Annotated in this window: 23 protein-coding genes, 4 tRNA genes and 1 pseudogene; 6 read left to right on the top strand and 22 right to left on the bottom strand. The window is 27.3% G+C overall.

Annotated elements, in window-relative coordinates:
* Positions 1 to 185 precede the first annotated feature (185 nt).
* From ABXT52_RS03185 to ABXT52_RS03145, 9 genes are all read right to left on the bottom strand, one after another.
* Positions 186 to 524: a hypothetical protein gene (locus ABXT52_RS03185; RefSeq protein WP_415272430.1), complete on the bottom strand. Its 339-nt coding sequence runs from the start codon at positions 522 to 524 to the stop codon at positions 186 to 188.
* Between the two features lie 3 nt (positions 525 to 527).
* Positions 528 to 1,061, bottom strand: a complete 534-nt coding sequence (rfbC, locus tag ABXT52_RS03180; RefSeq protein ID WP_415272429.1) for a dTDP-4-dehydrorhamnose 3,5-epimerase — start codon at positions 1,059 to 1,061, stop codon at positions 528 to 530.
* Positions 1,048 to 1,311: a GIY-YIG nuclease family protein gene (locus ABXT52_RS03175; protein ID WP_415272428.1), complete on the bottom strand. Its 264-nt coding sequence runs from the start codon at positions 1,309 to 1,311 to the stop codon at positions 1,048 to 1,050. The genes rfbC and ABXT52_RS03175 overlap by 14 nt, the downstream gene beginning before the upstream one ends.
* A 24-nt stretch (positions 1,312 to 1,335) precedes the next feature.
* A tRNA-Glu gene (locus ABXT52_RS03170) sits at positions 1,336 to 1,410 on the bottom strand.
* Between the two features lie 50 nt (positions 1,411 to 1,460).
* Positions 1,461 to 3,155, bottom strand: a complete 1,695-nt coding sequence (gene recJ, locus ABXT52_RS03165) for a single-stranded-DNA-specific exonuclease RecJ (RefSeq protein WP_415272427.1) — start codon at positions 3,153 to 3,155, stop codon at positions 1,461 to 1,463.
* Complete coding sequence (glpX, locus tag ABXT52_RS03160; protein ID WP_415272426.1) at positions 3,152 to 4,099, bottom strand: class II fructose-bisphosphatase; 948 nt, start codon at positions 4,097 to 4,099, stop codon at positions 3,152 to 3,154. The genes recJ and glpX overlap by 4 nt, the downstream gene beginning before the upstream one ends.
* Positions 4,099 to 5,091, bottom strand: a complete 993-nt coding sequence (locus tag ABXT52_RS03155; RefSeq protein WP_415272425.1) for a putative transporter — start codon at positions 5,089 to 5,091, stop codon at positions 4,099 to 4,101. The genes glpX and ABXT52_RS03155 overlap by 1 nt, the downstream gene beginning before the upstream one ends.
* Positions 5,092 to 5,093: 2 nt before the next feature.
* Positions 5,094 to 5,375, bottom strand: a complete 282-nt coding sequence (locus tag ABXT52_RS03150; protein ID WP_415272424.1) for an ETC complex I subunit — start codon at positions 5,373 to 5,375, stop codon at positions 5,094 to 5,096.
* Positions 5,376 to 5,379: 4 nt separating this feature from the next.
* Positions 5,380 to 5,456: transfer RNA gene (locus ABXT52_RS03145), tRNA-Pro, on the bottom strand.
* A 24-nt stretch (positions 5,457 to 5,480) separates the two neighbouring features.
* Here ABXT52_RS03145 and ABXT52_RS03140 point away from each other — a divergent pair.
* The 3 genes from ABXT52_RS03140 to ABXT52_RS03130 are packed head-to-tail and all read left to right on the top strand — an operon-like array spanning position 5,481 to position 7,833.
* Positions 5,481 to 6,098 carry a zinc-ribbon domain-containing protein gene (locus tag ABXT52_RS03140; RefSeq protein ID WP_415272423.1) on the top strand — a complete coding sequence of 206 codons (618 nt, stop codon included), beginning with the start codon at positions 5,481 to 5,483 and terminating at the stop codon, positions 6,096 to 6,098.
* 4 nt (positions 6,099 to 6,102) lie between these two features.
* Positions 6,103 to 7,275 carry a Na+/H+ antiporter NhaA gene (nhaA, locus tag ABXT52_RS03135; RefSeq protein ID WP_415272422.1) on the top strand — a complete coding sequence of 391 codons (1,173 nt, stop codon included), beginning with the start codon at positions 6,103 to 6,105 and terminating at the stop codon, positions 7,273 to 7,275.
* 45 nt (positions 7,276 to 7,320) lie between these two features.
* Positions 7,321 to 7,833 (top strand): glutathione peroxidase, encoded by a 513-nt coding sequence (locus ABXT52_RS03130; RefSeq protein ID WP_415272421.1) that lies wholly within the window; start codon positions 7,321 to 7,323, stop codon positions 7,831 to 7,833.
* Here ABXT52_RS03130 and ABXT52_RS03125 read toward each other — a convergent pair.
* The 9 genes and pseudogenes from ABXT52_RS03125 to rarD all read right to left on the bottom strand — a co-directional run bounded on the left by ABXT52_RS03125 (position 7,828) and on the right by rarD (position 16,204).
* Positions 7,828 to 8,601: an MBL fold metallo-hydrolase gene (locus tag ABXT52_RS03125; RefSeq protein ID WP_415272420.1), complete on the bottom strand. Its 774-nt coding sequence runs from the start codon at positions 8,599 to 8,601 to the stop codon at positions 7,828 to 7,830. The genes ABXT52_RS03130 and ABXT52_RS03125 overlap by 6 nt on opposite strands.
* Positions 8,601 to 9,365, bottom strand: coding sequence for a TatD family hydrolase (locus tag ABXT52_RS03120; protein WP_415272419.1), 765 nt, complete (start codon positions 9,363 to 9,365; stop codon positions 8,601 to 8,603). Before ABXT52_RS03120 ends, ABXT52_RS03125 begins: the two co-directional genes overlap by 1 nt.
* A pseudogene (metG, locus tag ABXT52_RS03115) lies at positions 9,358 to 10,900 on the bottom strand (methionine--tRNA ligase). Before metG ends, ABXT52_RS03120 begins: the two are co-directional and overlap by 8 nt.
* Positions 10,901 to 11,833: an AAA family ATPase gene (locus ABXT52_RS03110; RefSeq protein ID WP_415272418.1), complete on the bottom strand. Its 933-nt coding sequence runs from the start codon at positions 11,831 to 11,833 to the stop codon at positions 10,901 to 10,903. It lies immediately after the preceding pseudogene.
* A gap of 74 nt (positions 11,834 to 11,907) precedes the next feature.
* Positions 11,908 to 12,450 (bottom strand): dTMP kinase, encoded by a 543-nt coding sequence (gene tmk, locus ABXT52_RS03105; protein ID WP_415272417.1) that lies wholly within the window; start codon positions 12,448 to 12,450, stop codon positions 11,908 to 11,910.
* Entirely contained in the window at positions 12,443 to 13,594 is a 1,152-nt protein-coding gene (locus tag ABXT52_RS03100; RefSeq protein WP_415272416.1) for a D-alanyl-D-alanine carboxypeptidase family protein, read from the bottom strand. Before ABXT52_RS03100 ends, tmk begins: the two co-directional genes overlap by 8 nt.
* Entirely contained in the window at positions 13,587 to 14,345 is a 759-nt protein-coding gene (locus ABXT52_RS03095; protein WP_415272415.1) for a hypothetical protein, read from the bottom strand. Before ABXT52_RS03095 ends, ABXT52_RS03100 begins: the two co-directional genes overlap by 8 nt.
* Positions 14,335 to 15,336, bottom strand: a complete 1,002-nt coding sequence (locus ABXT52_RS03090; protein WP_415272414.1) for a lytic murein transglycosylase — start codon at positions 15,334 to 15,336, stop codon at positions 14,335 to 14,337. The genes ABXT52_RS03095 and ABXT52_RS03090 overlap by 11 nt, the downstream gene beginning before the upstream one ends.
* The gene (rarD, locus tag ABXT52_RS03085) at positions 15,323 to 16,204 is read right to left on the bottom strand and encodes an EamA family transporter RarD (RefSeq protein ID WP_415272413.1); all 882 of its coding nucleotides are present in this window, start codon (positions 16,202 to 16,204) and stop codon (positions 15,323 to 15,325) included. The genes ABXT52_RS03090 and rarD overlap by 14 nt, the downstream gene beginning before the upstream one ends.
* Before the next feature lie 91 nt (positions 16,205 to 16,295).
* Between rarD and ABXT52_RS03080 the strand changes: the two genes are divergently transcribed.
* Positions 16,296 to 16,385 (top strand) — tRNA-Ser (locus ABXT52_RS03080).
* Here the strand turns inward: ABXT52_RS03080 and ABXT52_RS03075 are convergent.
* Positions 16,386 to 16,652, bottom strand: a complete 267-nt coding sequence (locus ABXT52_RS03075) for a succinate dehydrogenase assembly factor 2 (RefSeq protein WP_415272412.1) — start codon at positions 16,650 to 16,652, stop codon at positions 16,386 to 16,388. It lies immediately after the preceding tRNA gene.
* A 119-nt stretch (positions 16,653 to 16,771) separates the two neighbouring features.
* Between ABXT52_RS03075 and ABXT52_RS03070 the strand changes: the two genes are divergently transcribed.
* Positions 16,772 to 18,727 carry an ATP-dependent DNA helicase RecG gene (locus ABXT52_RS03070; protein ID WP_415272411.1) on the top strand — a complete coding sequence of 652 codons (1,956 nt, stop codon included), beginning with the start codon at positions 16,772 to 16,774 and terminating at the stop codon, positions 18,725 to 18,727.
* Here ABXT52_RS03070 and ABXT52_RS03065 read toward each other — a convergent pair.
* Positions 18,724 to 19,338, bottom strand: coding sequence for a DUF502 domain-containing protein (locus tag ABXT52_RS03065; RefSeq protein WP_415272410.1), 615 nt, complete (start codon positions 19,336 to 19,338; stop codon positions 18,724 to 18,726). The two genes, ABXT52_RS03070 and ABXT52_RS03065, sit on opposite strands and share 4 nt — an antisense overlap.
* 123 nt (positions 19,339 to 19,461) lie before the next feature.
* Here ABXT52_RS03065 and ABXT52_RS03060 point away from each other — a divergent pair, with 123 nt between their 5' ends.
* The gene (locus ABXT52_RS03060; RefSeq protein ID WP_415272409.1) at positions 19,462 to 20,289 is read left to right on the top strand and encodes a M48 family metallopeptidase; all 828 of its coding nucleotides are present in this window, start codon (positions 19,462 to 19,464) and stop codon (positions 20,287 to 20,289) included.
* A gap of 12 nt (positions 20,290 to 20,301) precedes the next feature.
* On the opposite strand, the gene ABXT52_RS03055 is transcribed toward ABXT52_RS03060, so the two are convergent.
* Both ABXT52_RS03055 and tgt read right to left on the bottom strand, forming a co-directional pair.
* Positions 20,302 to 20,377, bottom strand: a tRNA-Lys gene (locus ABXT52_RS03055).
* 200 nt (positions 20,378 to 20,577) lie between these two features.
* Positions 20,578 to 21,690 (bottom strand): tRNA guanosine(34) transglycosylase Tgt, encoded by a 1,113-nt coding sequence (gene tgt / locus ABXT52_RS03050; protein WP_415272408.1) that lies wholly within the window; start codon positions 21,688 to 21,690, stop codon positions 20,578 to 20,580.
* Positions 21,691 to 21,695: the final 5 nt, after the last annotated feature.

The following is a 21,695-nucleotide window of genomic DNA, read 5'->3' as shown; positions in this document are numbered from 1 at the left end:
CAATGAAAGTTTTATTTATTGATTGATGTATAACCTCTAATTTATCTGATTTATGATAAAAATTCTTCAAATCCTTTAAAAATCTATTTTTAGACCATTGGCTATTAAATATAATTTTTTCACAATGGTTAAGTAAGAAAATTCTTTCTTTTATTTTTTTTGAACCAAGCATTGAGATTGGGTCATTATGAAAATATAAAACAATTTTTTTTTTTTAACTCATTTAACTTTGAAATATAATTTGGACGATTATGTATCTCTATAATATCAGAATTTATACTTCTTTGTAAATCAATAAACTTATTTACATAAGATGAGCTTTGACTTTTTAAAAAATTATTTTTAGGCAGTTTTATATTTATGTATTTACCATAAAGTTTTTTCTTAAAATCTGTATTTCCAAATACACTGATATTTTGTTTATAAGAGCTTAATTTTAAAGTTGCATCAACAAATAATGACACGGCACCTGGATAACTTGGGGAATAATTTTCCTTATAAGGCAATAAAATGGAAATATTCATTTCTTATTTTTTTAATTCATTTTTTAGGCTAATGAAGTCAATTCCTGTTTTATCTTTATCTGATAGGATTGGTTTTTTTATTGGCCATTTTATATTTAGGGATTTATCGTTCCAAGCTAACGTTCTTTCAGCACTAGTAACTCTGTAATTATTTGTTTTATAATAAATAGTACATTTTTTAGATAAACATACAAATCCATGTGCAAAACCACTTGGTATTAAAAAAGAGAAATCATCATTATGAGAAATTTTTAAACCTACATATTTACCAAATGTTTTAGATTTTGGTCTTAAGTCTACAGCAACATCAAATATTTTTCCTTCTGTAACGGTAATTAATTTTGTTTGCATTTTATCTAATTGAATATGCAAACCTCTTAATACATTTTTTTTTGATCTAGACATTATATCAAAAATAAAATTTTCTTTTTTAATTATTTTTTGCATGAAAACTTCTTTTAAAAAACCTCTTTTGTCTTTAAAAATTTTAGATTTAATTATTTTTAAACCTGAGATTTTACTTTTAATAACTTTCATGAATATTAGTTTTTATAGTTTTATATCTATTAAGAATTACTTTTCTTTTGTTTCTATCTTTTTTAAGTTTATACTCATAAGACATTGCATCACTTTTGGTTATAAATTTTTTACTATAAATTAACAACCATTTATATCCCTTTGTTGATTTAGCACCCTTATTTGAATTGTGCTTTTTTAATCTTAATAAAACATTGTTAGTATAGCCAACATAAGTTTTACTAACTTTAGAGCCACTTGTTTTAAGCATATAAACGAAATAAAACATTATAAATGGCGGTCCCTGGGGGAATCGAACCCCCCTTTGCAGGATGAAAACCAGCTGTCCTAACCGATAGACGAAGGGACCACGTTGTGATCTTTTATTTTAAAAGTCATTATTTATCAAGTGCAATCAACCTATAAGATAACGTCTCTAACAGTTAATTGAAGAGCTTTTTTATCTTTCCAGATATTTTCATTGATTTGACCTATTACATTAATATTATTTTTGTAATTCATCAAGTATTCACCCATCTTTGTATTAATCGAATTAAACGATATTGATTTGATTGAAAAACCTGTTCTAGATTTTAAAAATAATGATATGTGCTTGTTTTTTAATGATATTGGTTTAATTATTTTCAAATCTCTCAATAAAAAAGTTGGAACAGAGTTTCCAGTGCCAAAGGGTTCTAGTTTTTTGATATTATCATAAAAATCATTATTAAATCCAAGTGGAGACATTTCCAAAATGTATAAAAAAGTTTGATCATTTTTTGTGTTAGAATTTAAGAAATCATTTAATACATAATCTTTAAATTTTTTAAAATTATCTTTATAAAGTGTAAAACCTGCAGCCATGTTGTGACCACCGCCACTTATAATAATATTTTCATCTAATGAATTTTTAACTACACGTCCAATATTATAATTATAGATTGATCTAGCAGATCCTTTTAAAAGGTTATTAGATGCGGTTATGACAATTGATGGTTTATTGAAATAATCTTTTAATCTTGCAGCAATAATTCCTATTAAACCCTCATTTATATTTGGATTATAGTAAATGACCACTTCTTCATTTTCATTTTCAATTTTTTGAAAATCAATTTCATTTAGAATTAAGTTTTCAATATCTTTTCTTTTATTATTTAATTTAATTAGTTGATTAGATCTATCTTTAATAATTAACTCGTTATTAGATGATAATAGTTCAGTCGCATATTGAGATTTACCTAATCTACCACCAGCGTTTAGTATGGGGCCTATCAAATATCCAAGATCATTAATGTTGATTTTATTTTTTTTATCACTTAGCTCATACAATGTTTTAAGTGGTAAATTTTTAGTTATATCAAAATTTTTAAATGCATTTAATGCAATCAGCCTATTAAGTTTTCTAAGTGGCATCACATCACATACAGTGGCCAACAATACATAGATTAAATAATCTATTATATTAAATTTACTTTTAACTTCTTTAACTAATAAATCTAAAAAAAAATAAGAAAGTGTTGTTGCACACAAATAATCATATTTTATGTATCCATTATTTTTTTTTGGATTTATAATCAAGTTTGCATTTGGAAACGGTTTATTAATTTCATGATGATCAATAATTAAGGATTTAATCTTATTTTCGTTTAAAAAATCTATTGCATCATTAGAAGTAGAACCACAATCTACCATTATAATTAATTTGGGCTTGTCTAAAATTAGTTTTTGAAACAGCTTTTTCGTTGCACCATAACCATCTTTTTCTCTATCTGGAATATAATAAAAAAATGGGTGTTTTATGCTTTCTAGAAACTTTACAAATAGTGAAGTTGCAGCAGATCCATCCACATCATAATCACCTAAAATACATATTTTTTCATTTTTATTGATCGAATTTACAACAAGGTCAACTGATTGTTTAAAATCATCAATATCAGAAAAAACATTATTTAAATCTAAATCATTATTTATAGTGGCAATCTCATCATTATTGAATTTTTTTGAAACAATAAGTCTAGATAAAATATCAGTAAAATTGTAATCTTGTTTTAGTTTTTCTACTAAGTTTTGATTAATTTTTTTTTGTTTCCATTCCTTACCTGAAACAGAAATCATTTCTTAATAGAACTAATTTTTTTTATAATTTCTTTAAAATTTGAACCTTTGTGAGTAACAAGAGTTTCTGATTTATAACTATCATCAGTAATTTTAATACCAGACAGGACTTCACTTGAGGTTATTCCAGTAGCACAAAAAATAGAATCTCCTTTAATTATTTCATCTAATTCATATTTTTTATTCAAATCTGTGATGCCTATTTCTTTAGCTTCTTTAATATCTTTATCATTATCAAAAATAAACCTTCCTTGGAAATGACAATCAAACGCATCAAGTGCAGATGCAGCCAAAACTCCTTCTGGTCCACCACCAATTCCTAAAAAAATATCAACATTATATTTTGGATTTGAAACATAAAGTGCTCCTAAAACATCGCCATCTGAAATTAATTTTATTTTTACTTTAAGTTGTGTGAGTTCATCGATAATCTTTTTATGTCTTGGCCTATCCAAAATACATGCCGTAATTGCCGAAACGTCTTTATTTAGAAATTCAGATAGATTAGTAATATTTTTTTTTAATGGAAAATCAATATCTACTAACCCCTTCTCAATTTTACCTGTAGCTATTTTATCCATATATGTTTCTGGTGCATTAAAAAGATTTCCTTCTTCTGCAATAGCAATCGCCGCTATAGCTCCTGGTAAATTGTTTGCTGCAAAGTTTGTACCTTCGAGTGGATCAACAGCAATGTCAAATTTAGGTCCATTTTTATTTCCTAATAATTCGCCAGTATATAGTAGTGGTGCCTCATCTAGTGAACCTTCACCAATTACTACTTTTCCATTCATGTCTATTTTATTTAATTCTAATCGCATAGAATCAACTGCTGCCTGATCTGCAGCTATTTTATCTTTTTTTCCAACCAAATAAGATGAAGCTAGAGCAGCTTTTGATGAAACATTAATAAAATGTTCAATATATTTTTTATCTATAGACATTAATCTTTTTGAATAATTATTTCAGTGGAGTTTATCTTGGATTCAAATTCTTTTAATCTTTTATAGACACTTGCTAGCTCTATAATTGTGGGCCATGATCTAAAAATGTACTGCATAGAACCTTCAACTCTACCAAATGCTCTTATAATTTGCTGCATAACTCCTAACGTCACCACACCTGCAACAATTGCTGGTGCTAAAAAAACATAAGCTGAAAGAACATTTGCTTGCAGGTATGATATTCGCCCAAGATTAAAGTAAAAATATCTTAAATAAGATTTAAAATGAATTTTTCTAACATCTTCAAATAGTTCATCTAAATTTTTTGGCCTTATTGTTATGTCATCTTCGGCTATAACTAGCATCTTTCTATAGGAAGCCTCATTTTTTTGAAGATCATATTCAACACCGACTAATCTTAAAATTGAGCCTAGTATAATCAAAAAAAGAGTTCCACCAACAGTCCATATAAATGCTCCTGTTACTAAACCATAACTCCAATCACCAAAAAATAAAATAGGTATACCAATACTTAAGGTAAATAATATAGGGGTAAATTCCATAAGCATCATTATGGCTTCTATAAAACTAGTTCCAAGTCCTTCCATAATTCTTGAAAATTTTATTGTATCTTCTTGAACCCTTTGTGATGCACCTTCGATAGTACGAGCCTTATCATAAACACTGTGATACCAATCAATCATTGCTGTTCTCCATCTAAATAAATAATGAGCGGTAAAAAAAGCAACCACTGTGGCTAAGGCGACATAAATCCCTGCTAATGTAATAAATGATAACAAGCTTGTCCAATACTCCTCAATTGTTATTGAGTTAGGAGCTCCTAAGGCTTTTTGTATCATATCGTAGAATTGACCAAACCATTCATTTATTTTAACATCAATTTGTACCTGAACCCAAAGTGAAAAAAGAATAATAAATGAACCAATCCATGACCATAACCGCCATTCTTTTTGAGTAAAAAATTTAAACATTATTATTTTAGAAAATTATCTGCGTATGATTTTTTAATAGTTTTTCTTTTTTGAGGTTCAATTATTTCAAAATCAACTTTGTTTTTTTTTGCATATTCTATCGCCAATTCCTTAGAAGAAAATTCTAAATTTAATTCAGAAAGAGTATTCGTGTTTGTCTCCCAACCCATTAAAGGATTTATACCAGTATTTTCAGTTTCAAACTCGATTAACCATTTGTCTGATTTACCTGGACCAGATTGCATCGAGTTTTTTGTTGGTATATAAATTTTTGCTTTTTTCATAAATTGGTCGGGGCGGCAGGATTTGAACCTGCGACCCTCTGGTCCCAAACCAGATGCGCTACCAGGCTGCGCTACGCCCCGATTGAGGTACTAATACATTAGATATTGATAATTTCAAAGAATAAAGAACATCAAAAACAAGGCTTTTTTTTAAGAATCAGATATACATCAATTATGATCATTACTTGTATTAATTGTTATAAAAAATTTGATATAGATTCAAATTTAATTCCAGACATAGGTCGTTTGGTACAGTGTGCTAGCTGTGATCATAAATGGTTTTTTAAAAAAGAAGTCCTTGATAAAACTATAAGCCCAATTGTTGAAAATATTGACAGCGATACTATTAATGTTTTTGATCATAATAACTCCTCAAATAACTATGAGATCAACCCATCAGACCTAGCCATGGATGAGATTGAAGCAGATACAAAAGAAGAGCTTGACGAAAAAATTGAGGTTAATAATAAAAAAAGACCAGAGAAAAAGATTGATGCTAATATAAATGAAAAAACATCAGTAAATAACAAACCAAAAAAACAAAGAAACTTTAAAATATTATTTTTTTTTATAGTGGTAATAATTTCATTCGTAGCTTTTATAATTATTGTAGATACGTTTAAGTATCCTATTGGAAAAATTGTTCCAAATATTGAATTTATTCTTTATAATCTTTATGAAAGTATTAAAGATATCTCATTATTTATTAAAGATTTAACATAAAATTATGATCAAAAATCTCTCAAAGCCTTTTAAATGGTTTTTTCAGCTAGAAGCAGCAAGTGGTCTTGTCTTATTAATTGCTGCAATTATTGCACTTGTGATAAGTAATTCTAGTTTTGCTAATTTATATTTTGATACATTAAACCAATACCTGTTTGTGGGTATTAATGATTTTGGTTTAAAACTTTCCGTACATCACTGGATTAATGATTTATTGATGGCAATTTTTTTTTTCTTTGTAACGCTAGAAATTAAAAGAGAATTTATTCAAGGTGAACTTTCTAACTTAAAAAAAGCATTACTTCCAATTATTGGTGCTGTTGGGGGAATGGTCGTCCCTGCCCTAGTCTATGTTTTTATAAACTTTGGAAATTCTGAAACATTGAATGGTTGGGCAATTCCATCTGCTACGGACATAGCATTTTCACTGGGGATTTTATCTTTACTTGGTTCAAGAGTTCCAATTTCTTTAAAGATCTTTTTAACAGCTCTTGCTATTATTGATGACCTTGGAGCTATATTGATTATTGCTTTTTTCTATTCTGGTGATTTAAGCATTAGTTATTTAAGTTTAATCTTAATTTCATATATTTTATTACTTACTTTGAATAAATTTGGTGTAAAAAAATTTATTCCCTATTTAATAATTGGAGCTTTTATGTGGTTCTTTACATATAAGTCTGGAATTCATGCAACAATAGCAGGTGTACTTTTAGCTTCGACCATACCTCACAGAATTAAAGACAAAGATTTCTCTTTATTAATTAAACTTGAACATGCAATCAGTCCTTATGTTGCTTTTATGATAATGCCTATATTTGCATTTGCTAATGCAGGTGTGTCACTAGAGGGATTATCATTGACTTCATTATTAGAACCCGTTCCATTAGGTATTCTTTTAGGGCTATTTGTGGGTAAACAAGTTGGAGTAATGTTGATTTCTTTCTTTGCAGTTAAATTTGGTGTGGCTCAAATGCCAGACAAATCTAACTGGTTAAGCCTATATGGAGTTTCAATATTAACAGGTGTTGGTTTTACAATGAGCTTGTTTGTTGGAAACTTGGCCTTTGCTGATAATATTCAGTATATAGATGGTGTAAAAATTGGTGTTCTTGCAGGATCTTTATTGTCTACAGTATTCGGGTATTTTATATTATTGTATGCCTCTAAAAAGTAAATCATGTTTTGTAAAAATAATTTATTAATCCTACTAATTATATCTATGTTTACATTTTTTGAAAAAGTTGAGGCTAAATACGAAAAGCTATTTTTTGATCACTCATTAAAAAATATTGACAATCAAACTATTGATTTAAATCAATACAAAGGAAAAACTATACTTTTAGTAAATGTTGCTAGTAATTGTGGCTTTACTAAACAATATGAAGGCCTTCAAGACCTTTATGAGAAGTATAAAGACAGAGGTTTCTATGTAATTGGTATTCCATCAAATCAGTTTGGTGGACAAGAACCTGGGTCTAATTCCGAAATTAAGGATTTTTGTGAAACTAATTTTAATATTACATTTCCAATAACTAACAAAACAGATGTTAAAGGTGATGATGCTCATGACCTATATAAATGGGCAAAAAAAAATTATGGTAACTCGACTGTTCCTAAATGGAATTTTCATAAAATTTTAATTAATAAAAAAGGGAAAATACAGGACACGTTCAATTCTTTTATAACGCCAATGTCAGATAAAATAACAAAACAAATAGATTTAATTCTATAATCTAACAGTCATACCATCAAAACCAGGAATAATATTTTTAGGCAATCTTTTCTTAATTTTTGCATAATCTAAATCACTATGCATATTTGTTAATATAGTCTTTCTTGGAGTAAGGATTTTAACTATTTCCAAAACTTGATCTAAATTGAAATGTGCTGAATGATTACGGTACCATAGACAGTCAATAATCAAGTATTCTAAATTTTTTAATTTTTTGTAATCTTTTTTAAAGAATAAACTAATATCACTAGCATAGGCTAATTTATTATTAATTAGATAGCATATACTTTCAATCTTACCATGCTGCACTGGTATTGATTCAATTTTAATTTTTTTGTTTTTATTTGTAAATTGATGTTCTTTTTTAAGACTATTGATATTTAAAGTTGATGGATAACCATAAGATGATTTAAAACAATATCTAAAAGTGGAAAGTAAATATTTTTTGGTACTAGTATCAGCGTAAACTGGAATTTGTTTCTTGTTTATTAAAAAAAATGGACGAAGATCATTAATACCGTGTGTTTGATCAGCGTGCAGATGAGTATAAAAAACTTTACTAATAGATTTAATTTTATTTTTTAGAAGTTGTGACCTCAAATCTGGAGATGTGTCTATTAAGATATTTTGATCGTTAAATTTAATTAAAGCAGAACATCTTGTCCTAAAATTTTTTTTATTTTTTAAATCACAATCACCAGAATATCCATCTGCTCTAGGTACACCCATTGAGCTACCGCTACCCAAAATGACAAATTTAAGAGACATTAAAGGTTAAAAAGTTTATTAAAATTTTTAGTAGTTAAATTGGACATTTCATGAACTGTCTTTTCTTTTAAAATAGATAATTTTTCTAGAGTATATTTGATAAAACTTGGTTCATTTTTTTTTCCTCTCATCGGTATAGGGGCTAAAAATGGACTATCTGTTTCAACAAGCAGTTTATCTAAGGGAATATTTTTAAAAGTTTCCTGAAGGTCTGAACTATTTTTAAATGTAATTATTCCACTTGCGGAAAAAAATGCACCTAATTCAAGTAATTGATTTGCAAAATTTAATGAACCAGTAAAACAATGCATTAAAATCTTTAATTTTTCTGATTTATATGATTTTAAGATTTCATATGTTTCATCTTCTGCATTTCTAGAGTGTATGATAATAGGTATATTAAGATCTATGGAAGCCTCTATATGGGTTTTAAAGCTATTGATTTGCCTTTCTTTGTTGCTATGATTATAAAAAAAATCTAAGCCAGTTTCACCAATACCAATAATTCGTTCATTTAGGTTTATTTGTTTTATTATATAATTTTTATCAATTAAAAGGCTTTCCTCTGTTTCGTGAGGATGAATACCAAACGTCCCATAAATCATTGGGTCTATTTTAATAATATTTTTTATCTTATCAAAACTTTCTACCGTAGTGCATATAGTTAGAAGTTTTGAGATACCGACTTCTTTAGATCTTTTTATAACTTCACTTAAATTTTTAAGCAAAGGTTCATGATCTAAATGACAATGAGAATCAATCATTTGTCTTTTCAATTTTTTTAAATAAAATATTTATTTTCTTAATAGGTTTTCCAGATACAAGATAGTCATGTTTAGCAATAGATTCAAAATTAATTGCATCTACATTCAAATTAAAAATCTTTAAAGCTTTTTCTATTGAACTTGGGATTATTGGATAAAGCATGAATGAAATTTTTCTAATCATTTCTAATGATGTGTAGACAATTGTATTTAATCTATCTTTATTATCTTTTTTTTTCCAAGGTTCTTGGTCATTAAAATATTTATTTGTTTCAAACAAGGCACTAACGATGAAATTAATATAATAATTAATATTTTGATTGTTAATTTCTGTACGTATTGCATCTAAATTATCAGTAAATTTATTTAACATCACTAAATCTTCATCATTAAATTTTTTATTGTCTGGTACAGATGAGGAGCAATTTTTTTCAGCAAATGCAGTAACTCTTTGACATAAATTTCCATAATTATTAGCTAAATCACTATTGATGCAATCCTCCAATCTATCTTGTGAGATGTTACCATCATTACCAAACGAAACTTCTTTAATTAAGTAATATCTTAAAGGATCAAGACCATAAATTTCAATAATATCTAAAGGATCAAGAATATTTCCTTTTGATTTCGACATCTTTTCATCACCAGATAAAATCCAGCCATGACCATAAACTTTCTTAGGTAAAGGTATTTTTGCAGCCATTAGAAATGCAGGCCAATATACAGAATGAAATCTTAATATATCCTTGCCTATTAAATGAACAGATGCAGGCCAAAATTTTTTAAACAAATCATCATCTGTATCTGGATAATTTAAAGCGCTTATATAATTAGTTAGAGCATCGAGCCAAACATAAATTACATGATCTGGACTGTTGGGTACCTTGATACCCCAAGAGAATGCTTTACGACTTATAGAAAGATCTTTTAACCCACTTTTTACAAAACTAATTACTTCATTTTTTCTAGATTTTGGTGAAATAAAGTCAGGATTTTTTTCGTAATAATTAAGTAGTTTATCTTGCCACTTAGAAAGCTTAAAAAAATAAGACTTCTTCCTCTATCCATTCAACTGGTGAACCAGATGTAGTAGCTATCTTAATGTTTTCTTTTTCACTAATCTCTTCATCACTATAAAAAGCTTCGTCAGAAACGGAATACCAGCCCGAATATTTCGATAAATAGATATCATCATTTTTTTCAAGCTCATTCCATAAATGTTGAACTGTTTTTTTGTGTCTTTCTTCGGTAGTTCTAATGAAATCAGTATTAGATAAATTTAAAGTTTTTGAAAGATCTCTAAATGTTTGACTAATTTCATCACAAAAAGCCTGAGGATCAACATTTTTTTCCTCTGCTGCTCTTTGAATTTTCAAACCATGTTCATCTGTACCAGTTAAAAAATGAACATTAAAACCGTCGATACGTTTAAATCTAGCAAAAAAATCTGCAGTAATACTTGAATAAGCATGACCCATATGAGGTTTTGCAGAAGGATAGTAAATTGGCGTTGTGATATAGTAATTTTTTTCCATTTATAGTAATTCTGATTTAAATTCTAAAAATAGACTTTCTTCATCGAGATTAAATTTTTCTGTATTATAGATTTTTTTTATAAATTTGTGATAAAAATTATTTAATGAAGTTTTTGTATTTGTGGTCATATATTTTTTTAAAAAGAATAGCTCTATCAAATTTACCAATAAAACTTTAACAGGTTTATTTTTTTTATAATAATTATTTTCTATTATCAAATTTATAAAGCTTGAAACAGTATGTTTATCTAATTCAATTGATTTTTCTTCAGCAAAATTAAATAAACTAACAATTTCACCAGGAGAATTATAATAACTTAGTAGATCATAATTAATAAATTCAAGAACATTTTTTTCAAGTATTGAATTTGATATATTTAAAGACTCATTAAATGTTAAATTAATCTTAAATGTTAAGCATCGCGATTTAAGAGTTGGTAGTATATTTTTTTCATTATTGTTTATTAAGATAAAAAAAACATTATTACTGGGTTCTTCAATTATCTTAAGTAGTGCGTTTACAGAGTTCTTGTTTAGATTTTCAACATTATCTATTAAAATAAATCTAGCCATATCATTAAATGTTGATTTATTTGTGTAATTAATCATTTCACGTATTTGACTTACATCAATACTTTTTTTATCTGTTAATAGATCTATTAAATAAAAATTTGGATGTGAGTTACTTTGTAAAAGCTTATAAGATCTATTATTATTGTTAATGCTAAGATTTTCTAAATTATATTTGTACTTTTCATTTTCTGATAAAATATAGTTGATTAAATGATAGGCTAATGTTGATTTTCCTGATCCTTTTTTTCCAGATAGTAAAATTTTATTAGGCATTTTTTTTTGTTTATATAACCCAACTAGCTCGTTAAAGAAATTTTCCATACCATAAATTTTAGTGTTTTCTGATGGTTTTAAATTCATAAATCTAAATTAAGTCTTTAATTTTATTTAATATTATATTTTCATTAAGATCTATATGTAGATTTGAATCTATTCTAATATATTTTTTGGGATTTTTTTTTTAATATCTTTATAAAACCATTTTGTACTTTTTCATAAAACTTACTGTTAAATTTATCATATCTGTTAAGTTTTTTTCTTAGTCTAAGTCTTTTTTTCATATTTGTTAAATTAACTGTATTTAAAAAAGTAAAATCAATTTTAATATTTTTTAAAATATAATTATTTATATTTTGTATAAACTTGAGGTTTACACCCATTCCATAATGCTGGTAAGCTATAGTTGAGTCTATAAATCTATCTATTAATATAATTTTCTTACCCAGATTTTTTCTAATAATTTCTATATTTTCACTTCTTGCTGATAGATAAAGAAGTAAATCAGTCTCTTTATTAAAAGTAGACTTATTATTAAGTATAAGGTTTCTTATTTTTTCTGAATTTATACTGCCGCCAGGTTCCCTAATTTGAATAAATTTAATTTTTTTTTTTATAAAGTAATTAGCAACATTTTTAATATGGTGAGATTTACCGGTACCCTCTATGCCCTCAAATACAATAATAGGCTTTTTAGACATCGCCCCAAATTAAAAAATTAATAGATTTCACTAGCCTTGAAAAAACATTTAATCTTTTAACGTCTTCGTGAGCAAGTAAATCATATTCCTCAACTAAGTCACCGTCATAGGTTAACTTTAATTTTCCCAATAGAGCATCTTTTTTAATAGGTGCTTGTATTGGGCCCTTATAATTTAACGAAACTTTTAAGAGTTTTTTTTTAGATTTAGCAACGGTTTTATAAATGTCATTTTTTAGATAAGTTTTAACAGTATCTTTTTTCCCAAGCCAAACATTTAGCTCATCTATAGGTAAGTTTGCTTTTGCAATTTCCACTAAGTCAAAATTTGTTAAGCCCCAAGTTAGAAGTTTAGCACTTTCACGAGATCTATCATTCTTAGTGTTGAAGCCGCTACCCACAGCAATTAACCGTCTTCCATTTCTATATACAGAAGAGGCCAGTGAATACTTTTCAACCGCTAGATAGCCAGTTTTAATCCCGTCAGCTTTAAGACTTTTGTATAATAAGGGATTTCTATTACCTTGGGTAATTGGATCACCGCCTGTTCTATCCCATGTAAATTCCTTTTCTGCAAAATACTTATACTCTTCAGGAAATTCTTTAATAAGATAATTTGACATAAGCATAATGTCTCTCACAGTAGATACGTTTTGAGGATTATTGATCCCAGATGAGTTAGCAAAATTGGTATTATCCATTCCTATTTCTTTGGCCTTAGCTGTCATCATGATAGCAAATTCATCTTCCGAACCAGCTATACCCTCTGCAAGTGCGATACAGGCATCATTACCAGACGCAATAATTATTCCCTTTAGTAAATTTTCTACACTAACTTCATCGCCAACCATTATAAACATAGAAGAATAACCAGCAGAAGAAAGTCTCCAAGCATTTTCAGAAATCAAAAATTTTTCATCTAAATTTAAGTCACCACTTCTTATTAAGTCAAATGCAATAATTGCAGTCATAATTTTTGTCATTGAAGCAGGGTAAATAGACTTATCAGCATCTTTTTCATATAAAACTTCACCCGAAAGATAGTCTTGTAATATTGCCGTTCTAGCTTTTATATCAAATGCAGCATTAGAGTTAACTGTCAGTAAGTATATTAATAAAATTGTTAATAGTTTTATTCTAATCATTTTTTAAAATTTCGATATTCTCAAATTCAAGTATGTTTATATCATTAAATGATTTTTGTAGAGAGTTAATGTTGTTAAAAGGACCTACGTATACTCTATATCTTTTCTCATTAATTTTTTTGATTTTAACATCTTTAATCAAAGTCTCTTTAATGATTCTATCTACAAGTAATAAAGCTGTTTCTTTGAAATAAAAATCCGCTATTTTTAATTTATAAGAAAATTTTTTATCTATTTCTTTATCAGGGTTTGTTTCTTTAGTGCCAAGATCACTAATATTAATATTATTAACTGGAGCCTTACTGGCAACTTTTTTTTCTTCTTCAAACATTTTTGCTCTTTTTGCTATGAATACGGAGTTTTCTAATACCTCAAAAATTTCAACATAAGGTTCATCTTCATTCAAATCAATTTCTTCTGCTATTCTCATTGATAAAACTGCATTATTAAAAGAAGGATAATCCGCATTAATACCAACAGTTCCTATAATTGATTTATTGTTTAAAATATTAGTAATCTTAACAATTGTATTTTTCTTTAAATTTTTTTGAAAAATAAACAGACTACGATTATCAATTTTTTTTGAAATAATTTTATTATCATAATAGTTATCATTATAAATAAGGCTAAACCCTTTATTTATAAATGGATTATCCAATGAATTAGAGCTTTTATTTTTGGTCAGAATAGTTGTCGTACAGCTATTTAATAAAATGTAGCAGCATATAATTAATAGTTTTTTATAAAGCATTTTCAAATTTTTCTTTTAAAGTGCATACAGCCAGACCAAATCTTAAAGATCTATTCCATTGTAGTATTTTTTCATAATTTTCAAAAACTATGTAGGCTGGATCTAAATTTTGAGCTTCCGGTATAATATCTTTGTCTGGTGTAATTATTGACCCAATTAAGTTTTCATCAAAAGAATTAAGGCTATCTTCTTTAATTAAATATTTTTTTAATTTCTTAAATTTATTTTTGTTGTGAAGTTTTTTTGCAGAAGTATTCAATATATTTTTAGGTATATTTTCTTTTAACTTCACTTTTATGAAACAAGGTTGGTTTTTTTTCCAACCAATTTTATTTATATAGTTAGCTGCAGAAGCAAACGAATCTTTAGTTGATTTAAGTTCAATAATATTATTTTTATCGTAGTCTATTGCATAGTTGTTCATTGTGGACGGCATAAATTGAAAAAAACCAAAGGCTCCTGCCCATGAACCATATAGAATATTATGGTCTATCTTTCCCGCATCTATTAACTGGAGAATTATGATTAACTCTTTTGTAAAAAAATCAGATCTTCGTTTATCATAACTTAAAGTTGCAAGTGATGACAATATATCCATTTTCCCTACATAAGTTCCAAAATTAGTCTCTATTCCCATTAATGCTAAAAGTAACTCTTTCTCGACTGAAAATTTATTATCTATAGAATTTATGAAATCTTTATTTGATTCATAAAGTTTAGTGCCCGTACCTACTTTTTGTTTAGAAGTTCTCTTAGAAATATAAGTTTTAGTATCTTCATAGAACTCAGGTTGAAAACGGTCATATTTTATTACCTTAGGTAAAAACACAACATCAGACATTGCTAGATTGAATGTTTTCTCAGAAATTTTTTTTTCTAAAGCATAAACTTTGAAATCTACCAACCACTCATCAAATTCTTTTTCATTAGCATTTGGTGTTTCGTGGATAATTGTAAAAAATATTATTATAAAATATTTAATTATTTTCATATAAATCTTTTAAATAAATAATTACAGCAATCCATATTAAAATGAAACTTAATGATTTATCTAAAGAAAAAGCTTCATCATAATAAAAAAAACCTAACAAAAACTGAAATGTTGGAGTTATATAGAAAATCATTCCAGTGGGTCCAAGACCACACAACTCAACACCTCTTACATATAGAAATAGAGGTATAACAGTCATTGGCCCAGCTAACATTAATATAAACATTAATGAAGGATCGTTAAAACTATAGATATTTAAATTATTTTTAAAAAGTAAAAAAAATACAAATAATGCAAATGGTAATATAAAAAGACTTTCAATTAGAAGGCCAACATCAGTATCAACGTTTACTTTTTTTCTAAGAAGATTATAAAAACCCCAGCTTATAGCAACAATTATTCCAACCCAAGGAATTGAATGAAAACTTTTAAATAAAAGAAATAATATAGACAACAAAACAAGAAGTATGGAAAGACCTCTTCTTTTATTTATTTTTTCACCATAAAAAATATATCCCAAGAAAACACTTAAGATTGGCATAATAAAATAGCCAAAGCTTGCATCAATAATTTTTTCTGTACCTAGAGCGTAAATCCAAGTTGCCCAATTTATAAAAATTAACAAACTTGAAAAAAATAAATAAATTATATTTTTTTTATTTTGTATAATTTCAAAAAATATATTCCATTTAGAAAAATAAAAAGTAGTTATTATCAAAAATACAGATGTCCATACACAACGATGTATTACAACTTCTATTGACCCAGCAAATGAAATATACTTGAAGTAAATAACACCAATAACACCCCACCAAAAAGATCCTAGTGCAGTTAATCCTATACCTGTATTGAATTTTCTCTTTTCCACAGTAATAAATTTATACCTATTAACGATTATATGTTTAATTTATCAATTTTATTGTTGAATTAAAAATTTATAATAATAAAACGTTGCTAACGGAGAGATGGCAGAGCGGTTGAATGCACCGGTCTTGAAAACCGGCAAAGGGGCAACTCTTTCCTGAGTTCGAATCTCAGTCTCTCCGCCACTATTCACCAGCATAATTATAATTTTTAAACAACTCTGAAACTTTATTTAACTTAATTTGAATTGTTAAATCTTGACCTTGATTAAATTTATAAAGATTTTCATCGTCACAATCTAACAAATCACATAAAAAATTTAGCTCTTGTTCATTAAATTGATCAATATATTTTTTAGTAAATGAACCTAATAACTTATCCATTTCTTTAGTACCTCGATAGTTGGCTCTATAAATTATCTTATTTTTTAAATCCTTTATATTAATGATCATAAAATTTATTATATTAGACTTAACATGAAAAATAAGAATAATTATGATTATTTATTGGCAGATCTCACCAAATTAAATGGTGTAGGTAAAAAAACTATGGAAATCTTAAAAAAAAAAAAGTGAATAACATTTTTGATTTGCTATGGCGATTGCCTAAATCTTTTACAGACAGAACTTTAGTTAGTAAAATTTGTGATCTTCAAATAGGTGTTATTCAAACTATCAGAATTGTTCCATTAAAATATCAATTTCCAAGAGTTAGAAACTTACCAAATAGAGTTAATTGTATTGATGAAACTGGAACGATTGATTGTATATTTTTTAATAGCCATGAAGGATATGTGAGAAAAATTTTACCGATAAATGAAGAAATAACAATTAGTGGTAAAATAAGTAATTATAAAGGACGATATCAAATAACAAACCCCACATATATTTCACAAGACAGTTCATTAATTGAGAACATCGATAATAAGTACTCATTAACAGAAGGAATTACTGAAAAAACTTACAATAAAATTATTAATCAAATTTTAAAAAACTTACCTATTTTAACTGAGTGGCATGACAAAGACATACTAAAAACTTTTAACAATGAAAGCTGGAATGAATCTATAATAAAATTGCATGATCCAAAAAATATTGAAAATTTTAAATCTGATTTTTATAAAAGGCTTGCTTATGATGAAATACTCGCGTCATTTTTAGTTAATTCAGAAATTAGAAAAAAAATTAAAAAGATTAAAAAAGTTTCTAAAAATTTTTCTGGAAATGCACATAATAATATAATTAGTAAATTAGATTTTACTCTTACTAGTGATCAAAAAATTTCATTAAATGATATCAATAAAGACCTAAATTCTAAAAGTAAAATGTTTAGACTTTTGCAAGGTGACGTTGGAAGTGGCAAAACTATTGTTGCATTAATTTCCTCTTTAAGTGTCGTTACTTCAGGTTTCCAAGTTGCATTAATGGCCCCTACTGAAATATTAGCTAGACAACATTATAGTTTAGCAAAAGAATTATTCCCTAAAAATATAAAGTTTGAATTACTTTCGAGTAAAAGTGAAAATAGTGAAAAAAAAAGAATTGTTAAAGGATTAGAAAATAATGAAATTCAAATGGTATTTGGTACACATGCAATTTTTCAAAAAAAAATAATTTTCGCAAACCTTGGTTATATTATAATTGATGAGCAACATAAATTTGGAGTTAGGCAAAGAAAACTATTATCAGATAAAGGTGGCGATAATTGTGATGTTCTTTTAATGTCAGCAACACCGATTCCAAGAACTCTAACCATGTCAGTTTATGGTGATATGGATGTTTCTATTATTAAGGAAAAACCAAGTAATAGAAAAGAAGTTAAAACTTACAGTAAATTGGAAAACAAAATAGATGATGTTATTAATTTTGTGAAAAAGGAAATAAAAGAAGGAAACCAAATCTTCTGGGTATGTCCTTTGATAGAGGAATCAAAGAAATTAGATCACCAATCATCAATTACGAAATACAAATTTCTTAATGAAATTTTCCCAAATAAAGTTGCCTTACTTCATGGAAAAATTGATAATGAAGAAAAAGAAGAAATATTGAATAAATTTTTAAACAAAAAATATTCAATTTTAGTTTCAACAACAATTATAGAAGTTGGTATTGATTTTCCTAATGCCAATGTAATCATAATAGAAAATGCTAACAAATTTGGATTATCACAGCTACATCAATTAAGAGGAAGAGTTGGACGTGGAACAAAACAAGCTAGCTGTATATTGATGTTTAAGTCAAATTTAAGTGTTAATGCTAAAAAAAGAATTAATATTTTAAAAAACTCTAATGATGGTTTTGAAATTTCTGAAGAAGACATGAAGTTAAGAGGTTTTGGTGATTTACTTGGCTTTAAACAAAGTGGTATTAAAAATTTTAGGTTAGCAGATCCCATTCAAAATGAAGATTTATTTCTAATGGCAGAAAAACAGATCAAAAAAATAGAATTAGAAAATATTGATATTAAAAAATATAAAGCATTACTAAAATTATATGATCAAGCAGATATAATTAATGATATGGTTTAGCTCTTAGGCTTAGAGGTTCCTGCTGAAACTATAAATTTCGATGCTTCTTCAAATGTCATATCTAAATAGATCAAATCATCTTTTGGTATCATTAATAGAAAGCCACTTGTTGGATTGGGTGTGGTTGGAACAAAAACATTAACTAAGTTAATATTTGTTTTAGCTTTAATTTCACCTGTGTTTTCTTTAGTGGCAAAACCTACAGCCCACGAGCCTTTTCTTGGATACTCAACTAACACAACACTTTTTCTGTTACCCTCTTGTTCTCTAAAAGAGTCTGTCATTTGTCCAATAGCTGAATAAATGGTTCTCAGTATCGGCATTCTTTTAAATAAATCATCAATTAATTGTAAAAATTTTTTACCTATAAAGGTTAAAGAAAGGCCTCCAACAACTGTAATAAAAATAATTGTTAAAATTATTTCAATACCAGGAATCGCGTATGGAAGATAAGTATTAGGGTTTAAACCAGAGGGAACTAATTTTGTTGAAAAATTAATTAAGAATTTGCTCAGATAAAGAGTAAATCCAATTGGAATTAAAACAATTACACCAGTAAAGAAGTAGTTCCTTAATTTTAAAGCAAATGATTTTTTTTTCTTAGTAGTCATAAATAGCTTAGTTATAGCTTGAATAAATTACAAAAGAAATTGCAATAATAAAAAGTGTTATTAATATTTTGTTGTTTAAATTCATATATGTTAATATTTGTTAAATATCAAAATTTTATAAAAATGGACAGAAGAAAATTTTTAAATTTAGTAGGATGTGGTTGCTCTGGTCTAATGATTAATGCTTGCTCTACAACACCAATAACTGATCGGAGACAATTTAAAATTATACCTGAAAGTAAATTAAATGCGCAAGCTGCTCAAATCTATGAGAAAGTTAAGGAAAAAGAAAAAATGAGTAATGATATTAAAACATTAAATGAGATTAAAGATATTGGTAAACGAATGGAAAATGCTATATCTGAATATTTTTATCAAGCTGGATTAAATGACCCAACTATAAACTTTGATTGGGAATATATATTAATTGATAATAAGAAAATTAAAAATGCATGGTGCATGCCAGGTGGTAAAATCGCAATTTATACTGGTATTCTAGATGTAACTAAAAATATAAATGGTTTAGCTTCTGTGATGGGACATGAGATAGCACATGCTGTAGCAAAACACTCGGTTGAAAGAGCTAGTAGAGGAGTTTTATTAAATACAAGCACACAACTTATAGATATATTTACTGGTGGGAAGTTATCACAAGTGAATAGAGTAACAGGAATGAATACAGTTGGTTTGCTTTCACAAATAGGAATAATGAATCCCTTTTCTAGAACACAGGAAAGTGAAGCTGATTATTTAGGCATGATTTTTGCTTCATTATCAGGGTATGATATTAGAGAAACTAAAAAATTATGGGAAAGAATGAAAGAAGCAAACAAAGGAAAAGAGCCACCTCAATTTATGAACACTCATCCCTCTTCTTCTAAAAGAATAAAGGATCTTACAGAATGGGAGAACAGTGTAATCCTTGATTATCCACCTATAACAATAAGTTAAAGATTTATTTAGTGGTGAGCCCTGATGGACTTGAACCATCGACCCATTCCTTAAAAGGGAATTGCTCTACCAACTGAGCTAAGGGCCCACATAGAAATTAGTAAAATTGAGATAAATGTTTTTTTTTATTTAATTCTAAAAAAAAACTTTTGGTGAAGTCTTTTTTAAAATTTTTAAATTTCTTTACACTTAAAAATTTAAACAATAAAAAAATATCAAACTTTAATAATTTTTATTACCAAAAGACAATTATTTATTCCATAACATCAAAAATTGCAAATATTTAAATTACAACTTATCAATGTATTCATCATGAAATTTATCAAATGTACCTTTTTTAATATTTTCTCTAATAGAAGACATTAATTCTTGATAAAAGTTAATGTTATGTAAGGTTAAAAGTGTAGAACCTAAGATTTCATTCGTATTAAATAGATGATTTAGATAGTTTTTTGAATACTTGTTAAGATTTAAATTTGAACAACTAGGATCAAGAGGCTTATTGTCATTTTTAAATTTATTATTTTTAATATTTATACGACCTTTCCAAGTAAAAGCTAAACCGGTTCTTCCAGATCTCGTAGGCATTACACAGTCAAACATATCAACACCTCTTTTAACAGCCCCCAGAATATCAGCTGGGGTTCCTACACCCATTAGATATCTAGGTTTATCATTAGGCATAATATTTTTTAAATCATCTAGTACGCTAAACATTTCATTTTGACTTTCTCCTACAGCAAGTCCCCCAATGGCATATCCATCAAAACTAATTTTGATTAACTCATTAAGAGATTTAATTCTTAAATCTTTAAATAATCCACCCTGGACTATTCCAAATAAAGCTTTATGTGGGTTTGAACCAAAAGCTATTTTAGATCTTTCAGCCCAATATATGGATAGTTCCATAGATTTATTTATTACATCATAATCGGTAGTTTTTTTGGGACACTCATCCATGATCATAACAATATCTGAGCCTAACCCTTTTTGAACTCTAATGCTTTCTTCGGGGCTTAATATAAATTTTTTACCATCTACATGAGAGTTAAATATTGCACCTTTCTCTCTGTCTACTTTGTTTAATTTTGAAAGAGACATAACTTGAAATCCACCAGAATCTGTAAGTATGGGAAGCTTACAATTCATAAATTTATGAAGTCCTCCTGCAGAAATTATCCTTTCCACACCTGGTCTAATCATTAAGTGATAGGTGTTAGATAAAATTATTTCAGAACCTGTTTTAATAACATCGTCAATAAGGCAAGCTTTTACGGTTGCTTGAGTACCAACAGGCATGAAGGCAGGTGTTTGAATGTTACCTCTATGAGTTTCAATAATACCAGCTCTGGCAAACTTATCATTTTCAATGACATTAAATTTGAAATTTTTTAATGCCATTAAAA

This window comes from Candidatus Pelagibacter sp. Uisw_121, from assembly GCF_047722545.1.
Taxonomy (GTDB): Bacteria; Pseudomonadota; Alphaproteobacteria; order Pelagibacterales; family Pelagibacteraceae; genus Pelagibacter.
This window is presented reverse-complemented; position numbering and strand designations above follow the sequence as displayed.

What these genes read in the sequence shown, in the direction of transcription:
- ABXT52_RS03100 (WP_415272416.1), bottom strand. Translation starts at nt 13,594, where the DNA reads ATGATTAGAATAAAACTATTAACAATTTTATTAATATACTTACTGACA.
- ABXT52_RS03175 (WP_415272428.1), bottom strand. Translation starts at nt 1,311, where the DNA reads ATGCTTAAAACAAGTGGCTCTAAAGTTAGTAAAACTTATGTTGGCTAT.
- ABXT52_RS03130 (WP_415272421.1), top strand. Translation starts at nt 7,321, where the DNA reads ATGTTTACATTTTTTGAAAAAGTTGAGGCTAAATACGAAAAGCTATTT.
- ABXT52_RS03065 (WP_415272410.1), bottom strand. Translation starts at nt 19,338, where the DNA reads ATGACTACTAAGAAAAAAAAATCATTTGCTTTAAAATTAAGGAACTAC.
- ABXT52_RS03095 (WP_415272415.1), bottom strand. Translation starts at nt 14,345, where the DNA reads ATGCTTTATAAAAAACTATTAATTATATGCTGCTACATTTTATTAAAT.
- nhaA (WP_415272422.1), top strand. Translation starts at nt 6,103, where the DNA reads ATGATCAAAAATCTCTCAAAGCCTTTTAAATGGTTTTTTCAGCTAGAA.
- recJ (WP_415272427.1), bottom strand. Translation starts at nt 3,155, where the DNA reads ATGATTTCTGTTTCAGGTAAGGAATGGAAACAAAAAAAAATTAATCAA.
- ABXT52_RS03090 (WP_415272414.1), bottom strand. Translation starts at nt 15,336, where the DNA reads ATGAAAATAATTAAATATTTTATAATAATATTTTTTACAATTATCCAC.
- ABXT52_RS03125 (WP_415272420.1), bottom strand. Translation starts at nt 8,601, where the DNA reads ATGTCTCTTAAATTTGTCATTTTGGGTAGCGGTAGCTCAATGGGTGTA.
- ABXT52_RS03060 (WP_415272409.1), top strand. Translation starts at nt 19,462, where the DNA reads ATGGACAGAAGAAAATTTTTAAATTTAGTAGGATGTGGTTGCTCTGGT.
- glpX (WP_415272426.1), bottom strand. Translation starts at nt 4,099, where the DNA reads ATGTCTATAGATAAAAAATATATTGAACATTTTATTAATGTTTCATCA.
- ABXT52_RS03110 (WP_415272418.1), bottom strand. Translation starts at nt 11,833, where the DNA reads ATGAATTTAAAACCATCAGAAAACACTAAAATTTATGGTATGGAAAAT.
- ABXT52_RS03155 (WP_415272425.1), bottom strand. Translation starts at nt 5,091, where the DNA reads ATGTTTAAATTTTTTACTCAAAAAGAATGGCGGTTATGGTCATGGATT.
- ABXT52_RS03075 (WP_415272412.1), bottom strand. Translation starts at nt 16,652, where the DNA reads ATGATCATTAATATAAAGGATTTAAAAAATAAGATAATTTATAGAGCC.
- tmk (WP_415272417.1), bottom strand. Translation starts at nt 12,450, where the DNA reads ATGTCTAAAAAGCCTATTATTGTATTTGAGGGCATAGAGGGTACCGGT.
- tgt (WP_415272408.1), bottom strand. Translation starts at nt 21,690, where the DNA reads ATGGCATTAAAAAATTTCAAATTTAATGTCATTGAAAATGATAAGTTT.
- rfbC (WP_415272429.1), bottom strand. Translation starts at nt 1,061, where the DNA reads ATGAAAGTTATTAAAAGTAAAATCTCAGGTTTAAAAATAATTAAATCT.
- ABXT52_RS03185 (WP_415272430.1), bottom strand. Translation starts at nt 524, where the DNA reads ATGAATATTTCCATTTTATTGCCTTATAAGGAAAATTATTCCCCAAGT.
- ABXT52_RS03120 (WP_415272419.1), bottom strand. Translation starts at nt 9,365, where the DNA reads ATGATTGATTCTCATTGTCATTTAGATCATGAACCTTTGCTTAAAAAT.
- ABXT52_RS03150 (WP_415272424.1), bottom strand. Translation starts at nt 5,375, where the DNA reads ATGAAAAAAGCAAAAATTTATATACCAACAAAAAACTCGATGCAATCT.